Genomic DNA, 18,123 nt, shown 5'->3' with positions numbered 1-18,123 from the left:
TGATAACGAGATTCGCTCGAGACGACCGAGCCAGGTTCCTGATCAGTTCGCCGTGGCTTTCTCCCTCTTGAGGTGCTGGTCCAGGAAGGCGCGAATGCGCGCGGAGGTCTCGGCCTCGTTCTTCTTCTTGCTGAAGCCGTGGCCCTCGTCGGGGAGGACGAGGTACTCGACGGGAACCTTGTTCTTCCGCACGGCCTGGACGATCTCGTCCGACTCCTCCTTGGGCACGCGCGGGTCATTGGCTCCCTGGATGACGAGCAGCGGCTTGCGGATCTTCTCCGCGTGGAAGACGGGCGAGATGGCACGCAGCATCTCCTCCTGCGTCTCCGGGTTGCCGACCTCCTGGTAGAGCGCCTGGCGGAAGGACTCCCAGTGGGGCGGGATGTCCTTCAGGGTGCGCAGCCAGTTGGAGATACCGAAGGCGTCCACGCCCACGTCGAAGGCGTCCGGGTGGAAGGCCAGAGCGGACAGCACCATGTAGCCGCCGTAGCTCGCGCCGAGGATGCCGATGCGCGAGCCATCCACGTACGGGAGGCTGGCGAGGTACTTCCTCGCCTCCACGCAGTCCTGGAGTGGCTCGCGGCCGTGCTTCTGGTCATCCGCGGTGAAGAACGTCTTGCCGTACCCGGAGCTGCCGCGGTTGTTGACGCCGAGCACCACGTAGCCCTGGTTGACGAGGTATTGGATGAACCCCACGTAGCCCCTGTACGTCTGGTCTCCCGGGCCGCCGTGGGCCCAGACGATCGCGGGCACCTTGTTCTCCGCCGTGGCCTGGTGCGGCCGATAGAGGATGTTGGGGATCTCCATCCCGTCGAAGGACTTGAAGCGCACCACCTCGGTGTCCACCAGGTCCTTCGCGTCGATCTCGGGGTTGAGCGTGTCCGTCAGCCGGGTGGTCTTCTTCGTGCCGAAGTCATGGACGTAGAGGTTGCTCGGGGAGCGGTCCCCATTCAGGTAGAAGGCCATGCGCTTCTCGCTCCGGGCCAGCTCCACGCCGCTGATGTCCCCCTCGGGGAGTTGGGGCAGGGCGAGCGGCTTGCCGGCCTTCACATCGTGGAGGCGGATGACGGTGCGGCCGTGCTCGTTGATGCCGGTGACACGCCAGGCGCCGCTCCTGGAGAAGTACGTGTACATCACGTCCCAGTCCGCCTTCTCCACCTCCTCCACCTTTCCGCTGGCCAGCACGTAGCGCACCACGCGGGTGAACTCCGTGCCCTCGTTGGTGAGCAGGTACAGCGCGGAGGAGGCCGGGTCGAAGGTGGCCGTCCGCCAGAGGGCGGTGCCCTGGTGCGGGGTGAGGTGCTTCAGCTCCTTCGTGGCGACGTTGTACAGGTGGACGTCGCTGTCGGACGTGGTGCGGGACTTCTCCAGGGAGAGCCACTTCTCGTCCGGGGACACCTTGCCCACGTCGTAGCCGCCGTCGTTCTGGAAGAGCAGGGTGCGCGCGTAGGTCTTCGCGTCGTACCGGTACACGTCCATGAAGCGCTCGTCGCGCTCGTTGCCGAGCACGTAGAAGGCGGACGCGTCCTGGCTCCAGCCCAGGAAGCTGGCGCGCAGCTTGTCGCCCGGGGTGAGGTCCTGCTCCTTGCCGTCCGGCGTGCGGACGTAGAGGTGGGACAGCTCGTTGCCGGCCTGGTCCCGCGTGAAGAGGATGCGCTCGTCCTTCGGGAAGTAGCCCACGGCGTAGGTTCCGTCCGTGGTGGAGCGGGTGAGCTGGGTGGGCTTGCCGCCCGTCACTGGCACGGTGAAGACGTTGAAGATGCCCGTCTCATTCGAGGAGAAGAGCACCCGCTTCTCGTCCGGGGAGAAGGACGCGCCAAACACGTCCGTCGTCCCGACGAACTGGTCGATGGTGTACTGCTTCGACGGGCGCGGGGTGGCACGGGCGGCCTGGGCCTTCGCGGGCGGCGTTGGCCCCCGCTTGGGAGTGGCTAGCGCCAGGGTGGGGACGAGCGCCACGGCAACCAGCGCTCGGGACACGGTGGACCAGGACGGCATGTGAGCTCCAAAGAGGGAGGGACGGCGGGCCGCCTGGACCGCGAGCGGGGCAGTCACTTTCCCGTCACTCTCGCTTCCTGGCAATTGGAAGGGCAGGTTCAATACTTCCCGAGGGTGTGCGAACGGTTGGTAACGTGGGCCGCTTGTTGAGGGAGACAGATGGCCACCAGGAAGAGCGGAAAGAGGAGCAGCCCCCCCGCCCGGAAGCGCGCTCGCACCGCGCCCGCCGCCCCTCCGGCTGCGCCGCCCGCAGAGACGGCCGAGGACCCGGTTCGGCTCCAGGAGCTGCGCAAGAAGATCGACGCGCTCGACGACCGCCTCATCCGGATCCTCAACGAGCGGGCGAGTCTCGTCGTCGAGGTGGGCAAGACCAAGCGCACCCAGGGCATCCCCATCTACGCCCCGCACCGCGAGGCCGAGGTGCTCCGCAAGGTGCTGGCCGCCAACAAGGGCCCGCTGCCCGACCGCACCATCGAGGGCATCTACCGCGAGATGATGAGCGGCTCGTTCGCCCTCGAGCAGCCGCTGCGCATCGGCTACCTCGGGCCGCCCGGCTCCCACTCGCACGCCGCCGCCGTGAAGCAGTTCGGCGCCTCCGTGGACTACGAGGACCTGCACGAGATTGGGGGGGTCTTCACCGAGGTGCGCCGCGGGCACGTCAACTACGGGCTCGTCCCCATCGAGAACTCACTCGGTGGCGGCATCGTGGAGACGCTCGACGCCTTCAAGGCCAACGCCCATCAAATCTCCATCTATGGCGAGGTGCAGATCACCATCCACCACGCCCTGCTCGCCAACTGCCAGCCCCGTCAGGTACGGCGCATCCACTCCAAGCCGGAGATCTTCCAGCAGTGCCGCAACTGGCTGAGCACCCAGTACCCCGGCGTCGAGCTGATGCCCGCGGCCAGCAGCTCGCGCGCCGCGCAGATCGCCGTCGAGGAGTGCCGCAAGGCCCTGGAGATTGGCGCTGAGCCCGGAGCGGCCGCCATCGGGACGACGCTCGCCGGGCAGCTCTACGGGCTCAACGTCCTCTTCGCGCGCATCGAGGACGACCCGAACAACGTCACCCGCTTCGTCATCATCGCCCGGCAGAACGCCCGGCCTACGGGCGATGACAAGACCTCCATCATGTTCACCACGGACGATGCGCCAGGCGCCCTCGTCTCGGTGCTCGGCGTCTTCCAGGCCGCCGGCATCAACCTCTCGCACATCGACAAGCGCCCGCGCGGGCGAGGGGAGAACTGGACGTATATGTTCTTCATCGACGCGCTCGGGCACCGTGACGAGCCAAACATGGCCGCCACCATCGAGCGGGCCCGCGCCCACTGCCGCGAGCTGCTCGTCCTCGGCAGCTACCCGCGCTCGCGCCGCATCCTCTGAGCCGGGCCCGGAGTCACTTCAGTTGATGCGCACGAGCGTGACGATCTCCGGCTGGGACTGCGTCAGCTCGGAGACCTCGAGCTTGCCGCTCCGGATGGAGCCCACCACGCGAGCGCCGTCGGACAGGCGCGTCGCGGTGAAGGAGACCTCGCCGGTGGGGCTGACATCCACCTTGCCCAGTCGATAGGGCGACGCCGCCAACAGCGCGACCGGCGTCAGGGCGGGGAGATCATACCGGGTCACGAAGGCCCGCCCCTCCGAGTCCTGGCCCCAGTTGAACAGGGCCCCACCCCGAGCCACCTTCATCTGCACGGGGAGCACTCGCGGGGTCCCGGACGGATTCACGACCTCGAGCAGGTTGGTGGAGGCCCGGACGATGAGCCGGTCCTGGGAGCGATAGACAACCCCGCAGTTGTCCCAGACGGAGGGCCCCGTCGTCCAGACGCTGGCGGGTTCCGAGTACGTGCCCGTCTCGCTTCCCACGACCCGGTCGACGCTCGATTTGTCCGACCAGCCGAGCGCGAGGTAGTAGTCGCGGCTTCCGACGGGACCCGGGTACACGCAGCTCTGGTTCCTGGCCGTCACGAACACGGGGGCCCCGTTCTTGGGGTAGACGCGGATGACGGTGCCGTTGTCCTGGCGCAGGTTCACCATCACGTCATCAGCCGCGTTCACGGCGAAGTTCACGAGCTCGGCGCCGTCGAAACGAAGGGTCGTGAGCTGGAGGGTGTTGGCGGTGGCGTCCAGCCGGTGCAGCGCGTTACCGCTGTCGATGACCACGGTGTCACCCGTGCTCCCCCATTGCACCCGGTCCGCGCCGCGGTTCCCGGGGGTGGTGGGGGAGAACGGCACACAGAACATGGCCGAATCGGACTTGCGCACGAGGACCGACGCGCAGCTCTGCCCCTCGTGCGTCACGTCGCTGACGGCGATGAGCACGAACTTGGGCGTGTCGTAGAGCTCGCGAGGGTTGCCCGTGCCGGTGGTGGTGAGCGCGACGGGCTGAAGCTGATTGTTCGCGTCGAGCGTGAGGAGCTGCTGCTGCTCCGGAGTCTGGACGGCTCCGGCCGTCAGCGCGGACCCCGCGGTGCCGATGGCGAGGCCTCGGATGCTCGAGAAGGCCACCCCCAGATTGTCCTTCATGACGGGGGCGGGGACGGGTGGATCGACGGGCGGCGGGTCGTCACCACAGGCCGCGAGAGCGAGGACACACGCGAACAGACCGAGTCTCTTCAAGGGATGGCTCCGGGGGAGGGGGGGAACTGGAGGGGTTACCGCGCTTCCAGCTCGCGCAGCTTGTCGATGATGGCCTGCATGCGCTCGTGGTGCGAGCCCGCCCAGAACACCCGCTTGCACTCGGGGCACTGCTGGAAGCGGGTGAACGTGGCCTGCACCCGCTCCGGCACGCGCCCCCGCACTTCTTCAGGCGAGGCGGCGGACAGCGAGGCATTGCAGGCGATGCAGCGGGTGAAGGGCCGCATGTGCTCGGAGAGCCGGAAGCGCCGCACCACCTCGACGAGCTGCTGCGAGGGGTCCGTCTCGCGCGGAAAGTAGCCGTGCACCACCTCGGAGCGCTTGAGCAAGCCGAGGTCCCGGGTGAGCAGGATGCGCTGCTCGTCCCGGGACACACGGGCGAGCTCGGCATCGGCGGAGTCATTGCGCCACAGCGTGTCGAAGCCCAGCATGCGCAGCAGGCCCGAGAGCCGGCCGAGCCCCACGTCGAGCAGGAAGCGGAGCTCGGAGAGGGGCGGGGGCCCCACGCGCACGAGCGACGTCACGTCGATGGAGGAGAAGAGGGGGTAGACGGCGAGGCGCTGGCCGTCCTCGACGCGGTGGGAGAAGTCCACCGCCTGGCCGTCCACGAGCACCACGTCCACCTCGGGGTGGGGCGGGCCGAGCGACTCGATGAGGTCCTTCACCGAGCATGGCCCGTGGAGGGCGTGGACGAACCCGACGCCGCGCCGCTCGGGGGCGAGGAAGTCGTTGAGCGAGCCGTAGAAGCGAACCGTCACCTGCGTCATACGGGCTCCGCCGGGCCGGGGCTACGAGGTGTGGCCGGTCAGGAAGCGGTGCAGCTTCGGCACGGCGCGCAGCACCCGCTCCAGCGGGGGGGTGAGCCCCAGCGTGGCGAGGATGCGCAGCGGCTGGGTGACCTTGGTGGCGGCGTAGGCGCCCAGCACCGTGCCCGTGGTTCCTCCCGCGCCCTCGAACTGGAAGCCCAGGTGGATGGCCACGGCGATGCCGGCCCAGCAGCCGAAGAAGATGGTGAAGTACACCCAGATGGCGAGCCGGCCATAGTCGGCCATGAGCGTCTTGAAGCGCTCCTTGAGGGAGGGCTTCGCGGCCACGGCCTGGGGGGTAGGAGTTTCGTCCGAATTTGGCGTCACGGGCGGCTCAACAGTCTGCATCATCCCCACCATGCCCCACTTCGAGGCGTCCGGGGAGTCAACCCGCTGGCTGATCGCTCGTCCGCCGGGCCAAGTTGTCAGACTCCCCATCCCCAGGGTAGAGGTCAGGGTCCCATGGTGCACCGCTTTCGTGTCCTGATTCTCGTGGGCCTCGCCATCCTCGCCGCCGACCAGGTGACCAAGTACCTGGCCGTGAGTCGTCTCACGGACTCCCTCGAGGGCCAGACCGGCCTCGCTCGGGTGCAGGGCTTCTTCACCGAGCAGGACGCGGACAAGGCGCCGTTCCTCGGCGGGCTGCACCGCCGGCCGACGTCGCCCTACCGCTTCATCGAGAACTACTGGCACTTCCGCTACGTGGAGAACCCGGGGGCCGCCTGGGGCCTCTTCGGCACCCTGCCCGAGTCCGTGCGCCGGCCCTTCTTCCACCTGGTGAGCCTGGTGGCGCTCGGCTTCATCCTCTCCATGTACCTGAAGCTGGAGGCGGACCAGCGGCTGGTGCGCTGGGCCCTGGCGCTCGTAGCGGGCGGGGCGCTGGGCAATTTCGTGGATCGGCTCCTGCGGGGCTACGTCATCGACTTCATCGACTGGCACTGGCGCAACCAGCCGGGGATGCGCTGGCCCACCTTCAACGTGGCCGACGCGGCCATCTGCGTGGGTGTGGGCCTGCTTCTGATCGACTCCCTGCGGGTGCGCCGACCGGTGGAATCCGTGACGACGGGGGGGCAGGTGGTGTAAGCCGCCTCCCGTGCCCCGCAAATACCTCCTCCTGCTGACGGTGGCGCTCGGCGTCATCGTCCTCGACCAGTGGACGAAGTACCTCGTCGTGCGCGAGCTCACCACGCGCATGGATGACCGGCCCACGCTCGGCGAGCGGCTGTCGGCCATGTACGGCGAGCCCCCGCCCCTGGGCTTCGATGGGCTGCACTACCGCTCCAAGCGCTACATCGAGGTCTCCGAGTCCTTCTTCCGCCTGCGCTACGCGGAGAACCCGGGGGCCGCCTGGGGCCTGTTCCGCACCCTGCCGCCCAACGTGCGCGGGCCGCTCTTCCACGTGGTGAGCATCAGCGCGGTGGTGCTCATCTCCTGGTACTTCAGCAAGCTGAGCGGGAAGGACCCCCAGGAGAAGTGGGCCCTGTGGGGCCTGCCCCTGGTGCTCGGCGGGGCGATCGGCAACTACATCGACCGGATCGCCCGGGCCTTCGTCATCGATTTCCTCGAGGCCCATTGGTACGACAAGGCCACCTGGCCCTCCTTCAACGTGGCCGACTCGGCCATCGTCGTGGGCGTGGGGCTGCTCATGGTGGACGCCTTCGTGCGCAAGGAGGAGACGCCCAAGGAGGAGAAGTCGGCCGAGGTCCGCTCCTGAGGGCGGGTCGCTCCCCCTGCTGGCGGCCCGGCTCCCGGGTCGCCTCCCCCACCCGCAGCGACGCCGTGACGGGGTAACCTGCGCGGCCTCGCGTCCGTAACGGTCCCCGCCCATGCTTCCCGTCCTCGTCCACTTCACCTTCACGTCCCTCTGGTCCCAGCTCCTCCTGTACGCCCTGGCCTTCGCGGCGGTGGCCTACATCGCCTACAACGGCTGGCAGGGCGCCGAGGGCACCCCCACGGCTCCGGGCGAGAAGCCCGCGCCGGCCACGACGGACCAGCGGATGATGCGCGCGCTCATCTACGGCGCCATCGGCGCGGGCATCGCGTCGTTCGGCCTGCGGTACGCGCTGCCCGCGGGGGTCTTCCTGGGCGGCAAGGGCGAGGGCATCCCCATCCACACCTACGGGGTGCTGCTGGCCTCCGGCTTCATGACGGCGGTGGCGGTGGGCTCGCGGCTGGCGCAGGACGAGTGGCGCAAGCTCTCGTGGGTGCCGGATGCGCAGGGCGGCGGCCAGTGGGTGGACACCGAGGGTCCTCGCAAGCGCGAGCAGTTCATGGACCTGTCCTTCTACCTCCTGGTGGGCGGGCTCGTGGGCAGCCGCGTCCTCTTCGTGCTCGTCAACTGGAAGGACTACGCGCGCGACTGGACGCAGGCGTTCTCGCTGGGCGGCGGGCTCGTGTTCTACGGCGGCCTCATCGGCGCGGGGCTCGCGGCCTACGTCTTCTCGCGGCTCAACGGCATGGACTTCCTGCGGCTGGCGGACCTGGCCATCCCCACCGTGTCGCTGGGCCAGTGCCTGGGCCGGCTCGGGTGCTACGCCGCCGGGTGCTGCTGGGGGGATGTCACCGCCGCCGGCACGCGCTTCGCGGCCCACTTCCCCGGCGCCAGCGTGGCCAGGGACCTCTTCGGGCGGATTGGCGGCACCTCCAGCCTCGCCTTCCAGTCCCAGGCGCAGGACTCCCGCTACGTGGTGGAGGCCACCGGGCAAATCCTCCACCAGGCGGCCCCTGGCGCGGTGCGCATCTCCGAGTGGGTGGCCCAGCACGGCACCACCCTGCCGGTGCACCCCACGCAAATCTACGAGTCCCTCGGCCAGCTCGTGCTCTTCCTGGTGTTGCTGTATGCGCGGCGTTTCCGGCGCTTCCACGGGCAGATCTTCGCCCTGTGGCTGATGTGCTACGCGGTGCTGCGCACCTCGGTGGAGCTGCTGCGGGGTGACACGGAGCGTGGAACGCTCAACGGGTTGCTCAACTCGCTGGGAGCCCGGGGATTGGCGGACTCCGTCCCCCTGGAGGCCTGGTACAACATCTCCACCAGCCAGTTCATCTCCCTGTGCATGTTCACCTTCGGTGCGACATTGCTGTACCGGCGGATCCGCCGGGCGGGCGAGTCGGCTGGCGTCGGGCCGACACCGAGCCCGGCCTGAGGTTGATAAGAAGCCGCGTCTTGGGGACACTCTAGGGGCCCATGGCGTACGAGCCCTCGAAGTCGTCCACGAAGAACCCCACCACCAAGTCTGGCGCGTCGGCGAAGTCGACCGCGAAGCTGGCGGCGCTTCAGGGGGACACGAAGTCCGGCATGCCCACGAAGTCGGGCAGCGAGATGGCGGCCCAGGAGTGCGACGCCATCGAGGCCGAGCTGGCCGCCCTGAAGGTGACGTACGAGCACTACTTCCTGGGGCTCGAGCGCACCCCGCCGGCGCGCACGCACGAGGCGCTGAAGAAGCGGGTGGAGAAGCTCAAGAACAGCTTCGTGCGCAACACCGGCGCCAAGTTCCGCGTGCAGTCCATCCACAGCAAGTTCGTCACCTACGAGCGGCTGTGGCTGCGCACGCTGCAGGAGATCGAGAACGGCACCTACAAGCGCGACCTCGCCAAGGTGAAGCGCCGCACCGAGAAGGTGGCCCCGGCCAAGGCCCGCTCCCAGGGCGCGGTGGAGCTGCCCGAGGACACGGACTTCGACGTGGACGAGGTGGACGCGATGCTCTCCTCCACCCTCAAGCCGCCCCCGCCGCCGGTGCCGGCCATGGCGCCGCTCGAGCCCGTGCCGTTCCGGGGCGGTGTGCCCACGGTGGCGCCCCTGGTGCCTTCGGTGGCGCCCCTGGTGCCCTCCGTCAAGCCGCTGGTGCCGCCTGTCGCCCCCGTGGCGGGGACGCCGGCCCGGGGCACCTCGCCCCTGCCGTCGATCGCCCCGGTGGTGCCGCCCGTGGCGCCCGCGGTGCCGCCCGTGGCCCGGCCTCCCGCGACGGGTCCGCGTCCGGCCGCGGCGGTGCGTCCTCCCTCGGCGAGCAGCGCCAGCGGCCTCACCGACGACAGCCTGAAGTCCGTCTACGACGCCTACGTCGCCGCCAAGCGCCGCAACAAGGAGGACACCTCGAAGATGAGCTTCGACTCGGTGGCCTCCTCCCTGCGCAAGCAGGTGCCGGAGTTGATGAAGCAACACGGCGCCAAGTCGGTGGAGTTCAAGGTCGTCATCAAGGACGGAAAGGCCGTGCTCAAGGCCGTGCCGAAGTAGGCTCCCGGGGATGAACCAGAACCTGGAGTCGCTCAAGGGGCGGGTGAGCCGCCTGTCGGTGATGATCTTCGACATCGACGGCACGCTCACCGACGGGCGCATCTTCTGGGTGCCCAACTCGGGGTGGACGCAGATGTACAGCGTGCGCGACGGGATGGGCATCAAGCGCTTGCAGGAGGCGGGGCTGGAGGTGGCGGCCATCTCCGGCGGCGACAGCCTCTCGGCGCAGATGCGGATGCAGTCGCTGGGCCTCAAGCACGTGCACTTCGGCAGCCAGGACAAGGTGGCCCACTTCGAGAAGCTGCTGGAGCTGCTCAAGGTGACGGCGGACCGGTGCGGCTACATGGGCGACGAGACGGTGGACCTGCCGCTGCTCAAGGCGGTGGGCTTCTCGGCGGCCCCGCCCGAGGCCCCGGACGAGGTCCGTTCCCAAGTGCACTACGTGGCGCAGCGGCCGGCGGGCTTCGGCGCGGCGCGCGAGGTGTGTGAGTTCATTCTTCGTCACCGGCAGGCGCCCTGAGCGCCCCGGGGGACGGGTTGAGCGTCGGCCGCTGACAGTCCGAGCGGAGAGTTGCACCGGGGGGCGGTTGCCCGGGGGGGAGGTGCTCCCTAGGTTGCGCCACGAGCGGGATGCCTGGCCGGGGGCCCGCGGACGTGTGTGCAATCCAACGCACCGGACTTCGAGGTGGGTGATGGCAGGCGGGACGCGGCACTGGGGGCTCGGGCTGGCGGCGGTGGCGCTGTGGCTGGCGAGCGGGTGCGGTGCGCCCCCCGAGGAAGCCGAGGCCCGCCTCGCGGAGCTCCAGGCCGAGGAGAAGCGCATGGACGAGGCGCTCGACGCGGTGGAGACGCGGCTGCTGGGCAACCAGTCGACGCTGCACCTGTGGCAGGAGCTGGGGCGGCGGCACCAGGAGGTGTCGGCCATCCAGTGCCGTGTGGCGGACGAGCACCTGATGGGCATTGCCAGGCACCTGGAGAAGCAGGAGGAGAAGGCGCGGCAGATGAACCGCCGCCGCCGCATGGCCTCGGTGGACTCCGCGATGCTCACCTCCTCGGGCCATGTGGAGCGCGTGAGCAACAACTAGCCGCACCGCGCCAGGGCCGGCGTTTTCCCGCCAGTCGCCCGGGAGGCGAGCGGGCGGGCGTGGCCTTCCGTGACGAAGTCGCCAAATCCGGCTAGAAACGCGGGTCGTGAGACCCCGGAATGGAGCACGCGTCCTCTTCGCCCTCGTGGCCGGGCTCACCGGCTGTGAGACGCGCGAGGAGTGTGTCCCCAAGCCGGTGCCGGTGACGAACGCCAGTGGTGGCGTCTACCGCTGCACCGCCGGTGAGGACTGTCCGCGCTCCTCCCGCGTCTCCCTGTGCGTCGCCGACACCGACACCCAGCTGGAGTGCGTGCGCTGTCTGGACACCGAGTGTGTCCTCATCACCCCCCTCCCGGAGTCCTGCTGATGCGGCGTCTGGTGCTCGCCCTGGCCCTCGTCCTCGCCCCGGGTTGTCGCCGGGAGAGCGCGACCGACCACATGCAGCTGGCTCGAGACGCCACCTTCGAGAAGCGTCCCGACGAGGCCCTGGTGGAGTACCGCAAGGCGCTCGATGCGCTGCGCCTGGATGACTCCCCGCAGGCCGCGGTGCTCAAAGCCCGGGCCCTCAAGGGGGCCGCGGACGTCTACCGACTGGAGCTGCGCAAGGTGAAGGAGGCCGCGAGCGTCTACAAGGAGCTCATCGCCCAGTGCCCCGAGTCTCCCGAGGCGCTCGAGGGCCGCGTGGTGCTCGCCGAGCTGCTGCGGGTGAACTTCCGCGACCTGCGTGGCGCCATCGACCAGCTCACCGCGGCGCTGGCGCGCAACCCGCCCCAGGGCGCCGAGCTGCACTACCAGGTGGCCAAGCTGTACTTCGAGCTGCAGGACTACCAGCAGTGCGTGCTGGAGTCGCGCAAGCTGGCCGAGCGCTTCGCCACCAGCGCCTTCGTGGACGACGCCGTCTACCTGCAGGCCCAGGCGCTGCACATGCAGTCGGTGCAGTCGCAGCCCGGCACGCCTGAGGTACAGCGCTTCCGCCAGGAGGCCTCGCGCACGTACGCGGATCTCATCGCCCGCTTCCCGGACTCGGAGCTGGCCCCTCACGCCTCCTTCGAGATGGGCAAGCTCAAGGCCGAGGCCGGGGACAACGAGAAGGCCATCGAGACGTGGGTGCAGGCCCTCAAGAACCACCCGGACCCGGCGCTGGTGCAGGACGCCATCGCCCGGGCGCGTCGCCGCATCGCCGCGACGACGCCGGAGGGCCTCGACCGTCAGGCGGCCTTCGACCACAAGAACCGCCCGGCCCCCCGGAACTCGGTGGAGGCCGTCGGCGGCTCGGCCGAGGAAGCCACCCGCGACCACGGCGACTGAGCGTCGGTAGGCCCCTTGCCTCCGCTGCGGCTACTTCGCGCTCGAGGAAGCCGTGTCATGCATGACCGGGAGCCACGTCAGAGGACTGTCGGGGTGGAACAGGGAGGTCAAAGAGGCGCCCGACTTCGCGGAAGAGCTTGTCGAAGGAGTCCGCGCGTCGCGCCGTGGTCAGATTGAAGAGGCTTGTGAGAGCGGGCTGGTCGAGGGTTTCGCTGTACCCATCCGACATGCGCTCATCCAGCCAGCCCTTCGCATCGCGGATATCCTCGGGCGTGGGGGGCGGGGCGAGAGTCTCCGGCAGCCTTCGGTGGCCACGGAGTGATTCCACGGATGCCAGGAACCAGGCTTCGTACTCACGCCTGGCGATGACCACCGAGATATCGCGATCCGGGCGGTACGTTTTCGCCTGAGCCAGGAGCCGGGGGCCTAGAACGCAGGGGAGATCGTTATCGGCATCGAGCAGGACGAGAATACGTCCCTCGTCGCCTACTTTGCGTGCCATGAGCTCGATGGCGGGCCTGAGTCCTTCCTCCTTGACGAGCTGCCCCCGGGGGACGCGATGCGGATGCAGGATGGAGGGGTTCAGTGTGGGCGCCAGCTCCTGGAGGATCCTCCTCAGGAGGATGGGAACCGCCAGAACCTCGCCGTGGCCTTCGACGATGACCCCGACCTTCATCGGGCCTCCAGCTCGAAGAGGCGAAGCTGTTGGGGCTCAGGAACGGCTTCTCGGTCTGGAGTCAGTTGGTTCGTTTTCAGCAATTCGCCAGCCGTGTAGAGCCGATCCTTGAGCGTGGAGCGCGTGGCCTCGTCGAGTCGCGCGATGAGGGTCTTCCCCTGCTCGGCGGTGACCGAGACGATCTCCTCGGCGGAGACCTCGGGCGCATCGAGGAGCTCGGGACTGTGGCTCGTCACGATCACCTGCGCATGGCGTGAACCATCACGCAGGGCATCACGCACGATTCCCGCCGCGGCGGGGTGCAGCGCCACCTCCGGTTCTTCGATGCCCACGACGCGCACACGCTCCTCACCTCGGGCCTGGAGAAGAGCCACCAGGATGCCCAGCGCACGCAGTGTTCCATCGGACATGTTGATCGCCGGGAAGCGCCAGGGCTCCTTCGAGCCCTCGACGTGCTGGCGGAACTCCAGCGTCTCCATGTGGCCAACGCGCTTGGGGTCCACGCCTTCGAGCCCAGGCACGATGCGGCTGAGGTACTCCTCGATGCGCCGCTTGGTACCGCCACCATCCAGCTTCTCCAGGCGTTCGAGCACGCTCGAGAGATTGAAGCCATCCCGTGCGAGCAACTCACCCTTGTCAGGGGACTGGAGGGCTCGGATCTTGTCCGGGTTCAGATTGTAGAACCCCATGTTCGAGAGCACGTCGAAGACAGGGCGGAACTCAGGCAGGCCCGCGGCGTTGACGAGGTAGAGGCGGTCGGCCGAACCCGGTGGCGCGACAGGGCTGGGCTTGATGACGACCTCGCCCTCTTGAACGAGGTAGCTGGCGCCACCCACCGCGCACTCCTCTTTCTGGACGGCGTAGTCGCCGTGGGAGCGTGCGCCCACTTCAAAGGAGAAGTGCCCTGATGCGCCGTCGGGGAGTTGGAACTCGATGCGGATGCCAAAGTTCGTGGGATGGCCACTGGATCTCCGGCGCACCTCCTGTACGCCGCCGCGATCGCGTAGCGCGTGATCGAGCGATGTACGGAGGGCATCCGTGATGAGCCGCAGTGCATCCATGAAATTGCTCTTGCCGGACCCGTTGGGTCCCACGAGAAACGTGAGCGGCCCGAGCGGCACGTCACATGCGGCAATGCTGCGGTAGTTGCGGAGCCGTACCCGGGTGAGAAACGGTACGCGCTTCCCCGGCGGTCTCAGGTTGAGGGGGGCCTGCTCGGGAGTCTCAGGCGATGGCATCAGGGCAGGCCTTCCAGCACGGTCTCGAACAGGGGCGCGGCCACGGCCGGGTCGTCCGCGTCCGCCACGAGCAGCAGGTGGATGCGGCCGCCCTCCACCCGCGCGTCCACGCCCTCCAGCTTCACCTTCGCGTCCACCCCATCGAGGAACAGCGGCGAGCCATCCGGCGCCAGCACGCCCACCGCCGAGCCCATCACCGCGCCGTCCGCGTAGGCATCGCGGGTGTCCTCGGCGGCGGCGGTGAAGACGACGCGGCCGTCCGGCAGTGGCGCCGCGTCCGTGAAGGACAGGCGCACGTTGCCCGCCTTCCCCAGCTCCCAGCGGCGCACCGTGCGCACCACGTCCGGCTTCAGCGCCTCACCCGCCTCCAGCGTGCGCAGCACCCGGCCCGCGTCCAGGTCCACCACCGCGTCCGCGCCCACGTCTCCGTTGCCCCGGTTGAGCAGGCGCAGGCGTGCGCCCGCCACCGCCGCGCCCTCCACGTTGAGCGGGCCCAGCTCGCGCGTGAGCTGCGCGTACAGGCTGGTGAAGTCCACCTCGCGCACCTCGCCGCCGAGGCTCCCGTCCGCCGCCAGCGGCATCAGCGCGCCCTTCATCCGCACCGGCGTGCTCCCCGAGGGCACCGCCAGCAGCGCCCCATGCGGCGCGAAGGGCAGGCCCCCCAACAGGCAGAGCGCCTCCAGGTCCGGCTTGAGCGCCTTGCGCGCCTTGGGCTCCAGCGGCAGCTCGCCCGGGAAGAGGCGCAGGAGCCGTCCCGGCGCCTCGCCCTCGGCGGGGAAGGTGGCCAGGTACAGCGAGTCGTCCGCGACGACGTGGATCCACTTCCCAGCGCGCACCAGCCCGCTCGCGGCCGACACATGCGCATGGCCGCCCGGTGTCTCGGGAGCCTGGAGGGTCAGTGTCCGGCGCTGGGTGAGATGGAGCATGGTGGGTCCTCGGGTGGGAAGCTCGGGCGGGTGAGACCTTCACCCTAACCTCTCCCGGCGGGAGAGGGGATTTCCCGCGAGGGCTCTGTCCGGTGATTCGCGGCTCAGCCCTTCTGGCCTCGCCCGTGCTCCAGCGTCTGCTTGTCGCGCAGCAGCAGGTTCCACGTCTGCGGCTGTGAGGCCAGCAGCGTGAGCCACGTGTCGATCTCCCCGTCCAGCTCCCGGTCCACGCCCTTCAACCCGCGCAGCACTGGCACGGCCTTCGACAGGCCCAGGTGCGCGAGGCCCTCCAGGATGGCGCCGCGCACCGCGGGCGAGCGCTCCGTGGCGTAGTGCTCCGTCAGCGCCCGCATCGTCTGTGGGGCCTCACCCACCGACACCGTGCCCAGCGCCTTCGCCGCCGCGGCGCGCACCTCGGGGTGCTCCGAGGCCCGGAGGAGCTGGCGCACCGAGTCCACCGCTGGCGTCCGCGCCGCCTCGAGGGACGACGCGCCCAGCAGCCCCGCCGCCGTCTTCGGGTCTCCCGCTTTCGTGGCGAGCGCCACCGCCGCCTCCGCCACCCCCTGGGAGCGACCGAAGCTGCGCGCGGCCTCCGCCGTCAGGTTGTCCACCACGGCCTCGCGCACCTCGGGGGCCGCGTCCTTCACCCACGCGGGGTAGGCGTGGCGCGTGGACTCGGCCTTGGCCAGCACCTCGCTGGACGGCTCGCCCGAGGCCTTCAGCGCGCGCACCATCGCCGCCCGGCGCGTCGGTTCCGACTCGCGCGAGGCCTTGGCCAGCAGCCGCTCCAGCACGCCCCGGTCGTCCGTCAGGTTGAAGCGCATCACCCACAGCACCGCCAGGGCCTCCAGCACCTCCGCGTCCTGCTCCGCCTCCACCTTCGCCCAGAGCTGCTCCGGCGGCAGCTTCTCCAGCACGCCGCGCAACTGCTCCATCACATAGCGCCGGTAGGCCGGTGAGCCCTGGCCCTGGCGGTACTCCTCCACCAGCGAGTCCAACGCGCACGGCACCGGTCGCAGCAGGCCCTCGGGCGGGAGGCTCGGAGGCGCCGAGGGCGGGGCCGGAGCCGACGTACCTCCGGGCCCCGCGCCCGGGCGCGCCGGGTCCTGGACGGCCACGGGGTCTTTCGCCTCGCGCGTGGCTCCTCCTGAGGTGTTCGCTCGCCACAGCAGCAGGCCCACGAGCGCGACGAGCAGCACCGCGCCTACCCCCACCCAGATCTTCTTCGCTCCCGTGCTCATCGCCTACCCCCCGCAGCGGTGGTGGTTCCTCTTGCGGAGGAAGACCTGGTTGAAGTCGACGTGGCCCGCGTCATACAGCGCCTTGAACTCGGCGAAGTCCCGCCGGAAGCGCGCGTCCTGCCTCGCGAAGTCCTCGAGGAGCGGGAGGGCCCCGGGGCCCGCGGCTCGCACCGCGTAGCGCACGAGCGCCCAGCGCACGCACACGTCCTTCTCCCGGGGGAAGGACGCGCGGAAGGCGTCGAGCACGGCCCGCGTGTCCCGTCCCGAGGACATCACCAGCGCGGCCATCTCGCGCACGCCGGGGTCGGGGTCCTCGGCCTGGAACCTGGCCAGTTGCTCGAGCGCCTGGCCCTCGATGCGGGCATCCGAGTAGGTGCCCATCTCCAGGGCGAGGCTCCGCACGTTGGCCTCGGTGGAGTCGAGCGCCACCTCCAGCAGCTTCTCCAGGTACGGCGTGAAGCGGCCGGTGCGCTGGAAGTCGTTGTCCATCACCCGGCCGATGGCACGCACGGTGGTCATGGTCACCCCGAGCGCGAGCGTGTCCCGCCTGGCCAGCGTGGTGAGGCGCTCCAGCACGGCCGGCTCGAAGCGGTGCTGCGTCTCCAGGGCCACCAAGGCGTTGGCCTGATGGTCGGGGCTCTGGTGGTTTTCGGCCAGGGTGACGAGCCGCTCCACCACCGCGGGGGCCCGCACGGCCTCCGTCTCGCGCACCGCGCGCAGGTAGAGCGACAGCTCGGGCTCCCGCGCGGTGTGGGCCCACTCCACCACCTGGAGCGCGGCGCTGGCGTCCTCGCCGATGACCTCGGCGAGCCGCTCCTCCAGGAAGCGCAGCGCGGCAGGGTCATTCCGGGAGAGGGCCTGCTGGAGGGCGGCGCGCACCCCGGCGAGCCCATGCGGTGCCTCGAGCTTCAAGTAGCCCGCGTGGCACGTGAGCGGGGGGAGGCGCGGCTCGGAGATGGGGCGCTCGTCGACGGCGGAGGCGGAGGGGGCCCCGAGCACGGCGAGCAGCGCGGGGGCGAGGCTCCAGCGCGGAGCGCGACGGGGGAACAGCGGGACTCGCGAGGCTTTCAAGGCTCTCTCCCTGGAGCGAAGGGGCGAGGGTAGCAGGGCCGGGGCCGGCTCCCATGCGATGACGCACCGGGTCTACCAGGGGACGGCATGTACATCCACGCGCGGGAAAGGCTAGAACCGCCGTTACCGAAAGTTCGTCCACCCACCCATAAACCGTAAAACCCGAAAGTGCGGCGCGGTGTCGTCCAGGCCATGCCGAGAATCCATCAGGCCGCCGGTGATGAACGGGTGACGCCGGTGGCGCCGCACGTCGCGTGCTATGGAGCGCACATGAACCACTCGCAGAGCAAGGCCCTCTTCTCCCGCGCGCAGGAGCGCATTCCGGGTGGGGTGAACTCCCCGGTGCGTGCTTTCCGTGGGGTCGGCGGTGAGCCCGTCTTCTTCAAGGAGGGCGCGGGCGCGTGGCTGACGGACGTGGACGACAACCGCTACGTGGACCTGGTGGGCAGCTGGGGCCCGCTCATCCTCGGCCATGCCTACCCGCCCATCGTCGCGGCCGTCACCGAGGCGGCGCGCCGGGGCACCACCTTCGGGGCGCCCACGGACCTGGAGGTGCAGTTCGCCGAGCTCATCTGCGCCACGGTGCCGAGCGTGGAGAAGGTGCGGCTCGTCTCCAGCGGCACCGAGGCCACGGTGGCCGCCATCCGGCTGGCGCGCGGCTACACGGGCCGCGACTACATCCTCAAGTTCGAGGGCTGCTTCCACGGCGCGGGGGACCCCTTCCTGGTGAAGGCGGGCAGCGGCGTGGAGACGCTGGGCCTGCCGGACTCGCCGGGCGTGCCCGCGGCGGTGGCGCAGCTCACGCTGACGGCGCCCTTCAATGACCTGGGCGCGGTGGAGAAGCTCTTCTCGCAGCGGGCCAAGGACATCGCCTGCGCCATCATCGAGCCGGTGGTGGGCAACATGGGC

19 protein-coding genes are annotated in these 18,123 nt (G+C 69.8%); 10 read left to right on the top strand and 9 right to left on the bottom strand.

Annotated elements, in window-relative coordinates; all coding sequences use genetic code 11:
• Window positions 1-42: 42 nt before the first annotated feature.
• Window positions 43-1,998, bottom strand: coding sequence for a S9 family peptidase (locus VF697_RS38710; protein WP_331103072.1), 1,956 nt, complete (start codon window positions 1,996-1,998; stop codon window positions 43-45).
• Between the two features lie 159 nt (window positions 1,999-2,157).
• On the opposite strand from VF697_RS38710, the gene pheA reads away from it, so the two are divergent.
• A complete protein-coding gene (gene pheA, locus VF697_RS38705; RefSeq protein WP_331103070.1) occupies window positions 2,158-3,378 on the top strand; it encodes a chorismate mutase in 1,221 nt (406 codons plus the stop codon).
• A gap of 18 nt (window positions 3,379-3,396) precedes the next feature.
• On the opposite strand, the gene VF697_RS38700 is transcribed toward pheA, so the two are convergent.
• From VF697_RS38700 to VF697_RS38690, 3 genes are read right to left on the bottom strand one after another with little or no spacing between them, the layout of a single operon-like run.
• Window positions 3,397-4,614 (bottom strand): hypothetical protein, encoded by a 1,218-nt coding sequence (locus VF697_RS38700; protein ID WP_331103068.1) that lies wholly within the window; start codon window positions 4,612-4,614, stop codon window positions 3,397-3,399.
• A gap of 35 nt (window positions 4,615-4,649) precedes the next feature.
• Entirely contained in the window at window positions 4,650-5,399 is a 750-nt protein-coding gene (locus VF697_RS38695; protein ID WP_331103066.1) for a Mut7-C RNAse domain-containing protein, read from the bottom strand.
• Window positions 5,400-5,420: 21 nt separating this feature from the next.
• Entirely contained in the window at window positions 5,421-5,765 is a 345-nt protein-coding gene (locus VF697_RS38690; RefSeq protein ID WP_331103064.1) for a hypothetical protein, read from the bottom strand.
• Between the two features lie 135 nt (window positions 5,766-5,900).
• On the opposite strand from VF697_RS38690, the gene lspA (VF697_RS38685) reads away from it, so the two are divergent.
• The 8 genes from lspA (VF697_RS38685) (at window position 5,901) to VF697_RS38650 (ending at window position 12,062) form a co-directional block, all read left to right on the top strand.
• Window positions 5,901-6,521 carry a signal peptidase II gene (gene lspA / locus VF697_RS38685; protein ID WP_331103062.1) on the top strand — a complete coding sequence of 207 codons (621 nt, stop codon included), beginning with the start codon at window positions 5,901-5,903 and terminating at the stop codon, window positions 6,519-6,521.
• A 10-nt stretch (window positions 6,522-6,531) separates the two neighbouring features.
• The gene (gene lspA, locus VF697_RS38680; RefSeq protein WP_331103060.1) at window positions 6,532-7,152 is read left to right on the top strand and encodes a signal peptidase II; all 621 of its coding nucleotides are present in this window, start codon (window positions 6,532-6,534) and stop codon (window positions 7,150-7,152) included.
• A 112-nt stretch (window positions 7,153-7,264) separates the two neighbouring features.
• Complete coding sequence (locus VF697_RS38675; protein ID WP_331103058.1) at window positions 7,265-8,581, top strand: prolipoprotein diacylglyceryl transferase; 1,317 nt, start codon at window positions 7,265-7,267, stop codon at window positions 8,579-8,581.
• A 41-nt stretch (window positions 8,582-8,622) separates the two neighbouring features.
• Window positions 8,623-9,669: an MXAN_5187 C-terminal domain-containing protein gene (locus VF697_RS38670; RefSeq protein WP_331103057.1), complete on the top strand. Its 1,047-nt coding sequence runs from the start codon at window positions 8,623-8,625 to the stop codon at window positions 9,667-9,669.
• Window positions 9,670-9,679: 10 nt separating this feature from the next.
• On the top strand, window positions 9,680-10,189 hold the full coding sequence (locus VF697_RS38665) for a KdsC family phosphatase (RefSeq protein ID WP_331103055.1): 510 nt from the start codon (window positions 9,680-9,682) through the stop codon (window positions 10,187-10,189).
• Window positions 10,190-10,361: 172 nt separating this feature from the next.
• Window positions 10,362-10,754 carry a hypothetical protein gene (locus VF697_RS38660; RefSeq protein ID WP_331103053.1) on the top strand — a complete coding sequence of 131 codons (393 nt, stop codon included), beginning with the start codon at window positions 10,362-10,364 and terminating at the stop codon, window positions 10,752-10,754.
• Window positions 10,755-10,860: 106 nt separating this feature from the next.
• Entirely contained in the window at window positions 10,861-11,121 is a 261-nt protein-coding gene (locus tag VF697_RS38655; RefSeq protein WP_331103052.1) for a hypothetical protein, read from the top strand.
• Window positions 11,121-12,062 carry a tetratricopeptide repeat protein gene (locus VF697_RS38650; protein WP_331103051.1) on the top strand — a complete coding sequence of 314 codons (942 nt, stop codon included), beginning with the start codon at window positions 11,121-11,123 and terminating at the stop codon, window positions 12,060-12,062. The genes VF697_RS38655 and VF697_RS38650 overlap by 1 nt, the downstream gene beginning before the upstream one ends.
• A 55-nt stretch (window positions 12,063-12,117) precedes the next feature.
• Here the strand turns inward: VF697_RS38650 and VF697_RS38645 are convergent, their stop codons facing one another.
• The 5 genes from VF697_RS38645 to VF697_RS38625 form a co-directional block, all read right to left on the bottom strand.
• A complete protein-coding gene (locus VF697_RS38645) occupies window positions 12,118-12,738 on the bottom strand; it encodes a DUF4276 family protein (RefSeq protein ID WP_331103050.1) in 621 nt (206 codons plus the stop codon).
• Window positions 12,735-13,976: an AAA family ATPase gene (locus VF697_RS38640; RefSeq protein WP_331103049.1), complete on the bottom strand. Its 1,242-nt coding sequence runs from the start codon at window positions 13,974-13,976 to the stop codon at window positions 12,735-12,737. The genes VF697_RS38645 and VF697_RS38640 overlap by 4 nt, the downstream gene beginning before the upstream one ends.
• On the bottom strand, window positions 13,976-14,902 hold the full coding sequence (locus tag VF697_RS38635; RefSeq protein ID WP_331103048.1) for a DUF6929 family protein: 927 nt from the start codon (window positions 14,900-14,902) through the stop codon (window positions 13,976-13,978). The genes VF697_RS38640 and VF697_RS38635 overlap by 1 nt, the downstream gene beginning before the upstream one ends.
• Window positions 14,903-15,006: 104 nt before the next feature.
• Window positions 15,007-16,143, bottom strand: coding sequence for a HEAT repeat domain-containing protein (locus tag VF697_RS38630; RefSeq protein ID WP_331103047.1), 1,137 nt, complete (start codon window positions 16,141-16,143; stop codon window positions 15,007-15,009).
• A 3-nt stretch (window positions 16,144-16,146) separates the two neighbouring features.
• On the bottom strand, window positions 16,147-17,214 hold the full coding sequence (locus VF697_RS38625) for a hypothetical protein (protein ID WP_331103045.1): 1,068 nt from the start codon (window positions 17,212-17,214) through the stop codon (window positions 16,147-16,149).
• 270 nt (window positions 17,215-17,484) lie between these two features.
• Here VF697_RS38625 and VF697_RS38620 point away from each other — a divergent pair.
• On the top strand, window positions 17,485-18,123 hold a 639-nt coding region (locus VF697_RS38620; protein WP_331103043.1), incomplete at its 3' end, for an aminotransferase class III-fold pyridoxal phosphate-dependent enzyme.

The sequence above is a fragment of the Archangium sp. genome (assembly GCF_036388035.1).
Taxonomy (GTDB): domain Bacteria; phylum Myxococcota; class Myxococcia; order Myxococcales; family Myxococcaceae; genus Archangium.
The sequence above is the reverse complement of the archived record's forward strand: the minus strand, read 5'-3'. Positions and strand labels throughout refer to the sequence as shown.

What these genes read in the sequence shown, in the direction of transcription:
- pheA (WP_331103070.1), top strand. Translation starts at nt 2,158, where the DNA reads ATGGCCACCAGGAAGAGCGGAAAGAGGAGCAGCCCCCCCGCCCGGAAG.
- lspA (WP_331103062.1), top strand. Translation starts at nt 5,901, where the DNA reads ATGGTGCACCGCTTTCGTGTCCTGATTCTCGTGGGCCTCGCCATCCTC.
- VF697_RS38695 (WP_331103066.1), bottom strand. Translation starts at nt 5,399, where the DNA reads ATGACGCAGGTGACGGTTCGCTTCTACGGCTCGCTCAACGACTTCCTC.
- VF697_RS38645 (WP_331103050.1), bottom strand. Translation starts at nt 12,738, where the DNA reads ATGAAGGTCGGGGTCATCGTCGAAGGCCACGGCGAGGTTCTGGCGGTT.
- VF697_RS38675 (WP_331103058.1), top strand. Translation starts at nt 7,265, where the DNA reads ATGCTTCCCGTCCTCGTCCACTTCACCTTCACGTCCCTCTGGTCCCAG.
- VF697_RS38635 (WP_331103048.1), bottom strand. Translation starts at nt 14,902, where the DNA reads ATGCTCCATCTCACCCAGCGCCGGACACTGACCCTCCAGGCTCCCGAG.
- VF697_RS38670 (WP_331103057.1), top strand. Translation starts at nt 8,623, where the DNA reads ATGGCGTACGAGCCCTCGAAGTCGTCCACGAAGAACCCCACCACCAAG.
- VF697_RS38640 (WP_331103049.1), bottom strand. Translation starts at nt 13,976, where the DNA reads ATGCCATCGCCTGAGACTCCCGAGCAGGCCCCCCTCAACCTGAGACCG.
- VF697_RS38630 (WP_331103047.1), bottom strand. Translation starts at nt 16,143, where the DNA reads ATGAGCACGGGAGCGAAGAAGATCTGGGTGGGGGTAGGCGCGGTGCTG.
- VF697_RS38665 (WP_331103055.1), top strand. Translation starts at nt 9,680, where the DNA reads ATGAACCAGAACCTGGAGTCGCTCAAGGGGCGGGTGAGCCGCCTGTCG.
- VF697_RS38660 (WP_331103053.1), top strand. Translation starts at nt 10,362, where the DNA reads ATGGCAGGCGGGACGCGGCACTGGGGGCTCGGGCTGGCGGCGGTGGCG.
- VF697_RS38650 (WP_331103051.1), top strand. Translation starts at nt 11,121, where the DNA reads ATGCGGCGTCTGGTGCTCGCCCTGGCCCTCGTCCTCGCCCCGGGTTGT.
- VF697_RS38710 (WP_331103072.1), bottom strand. Translation starts at nt 1,998, where the DNA reads ATGCCGTCCTGGTCCACCGTGTCCCGAGCGCTGGTTGCCGTGGCGCTC.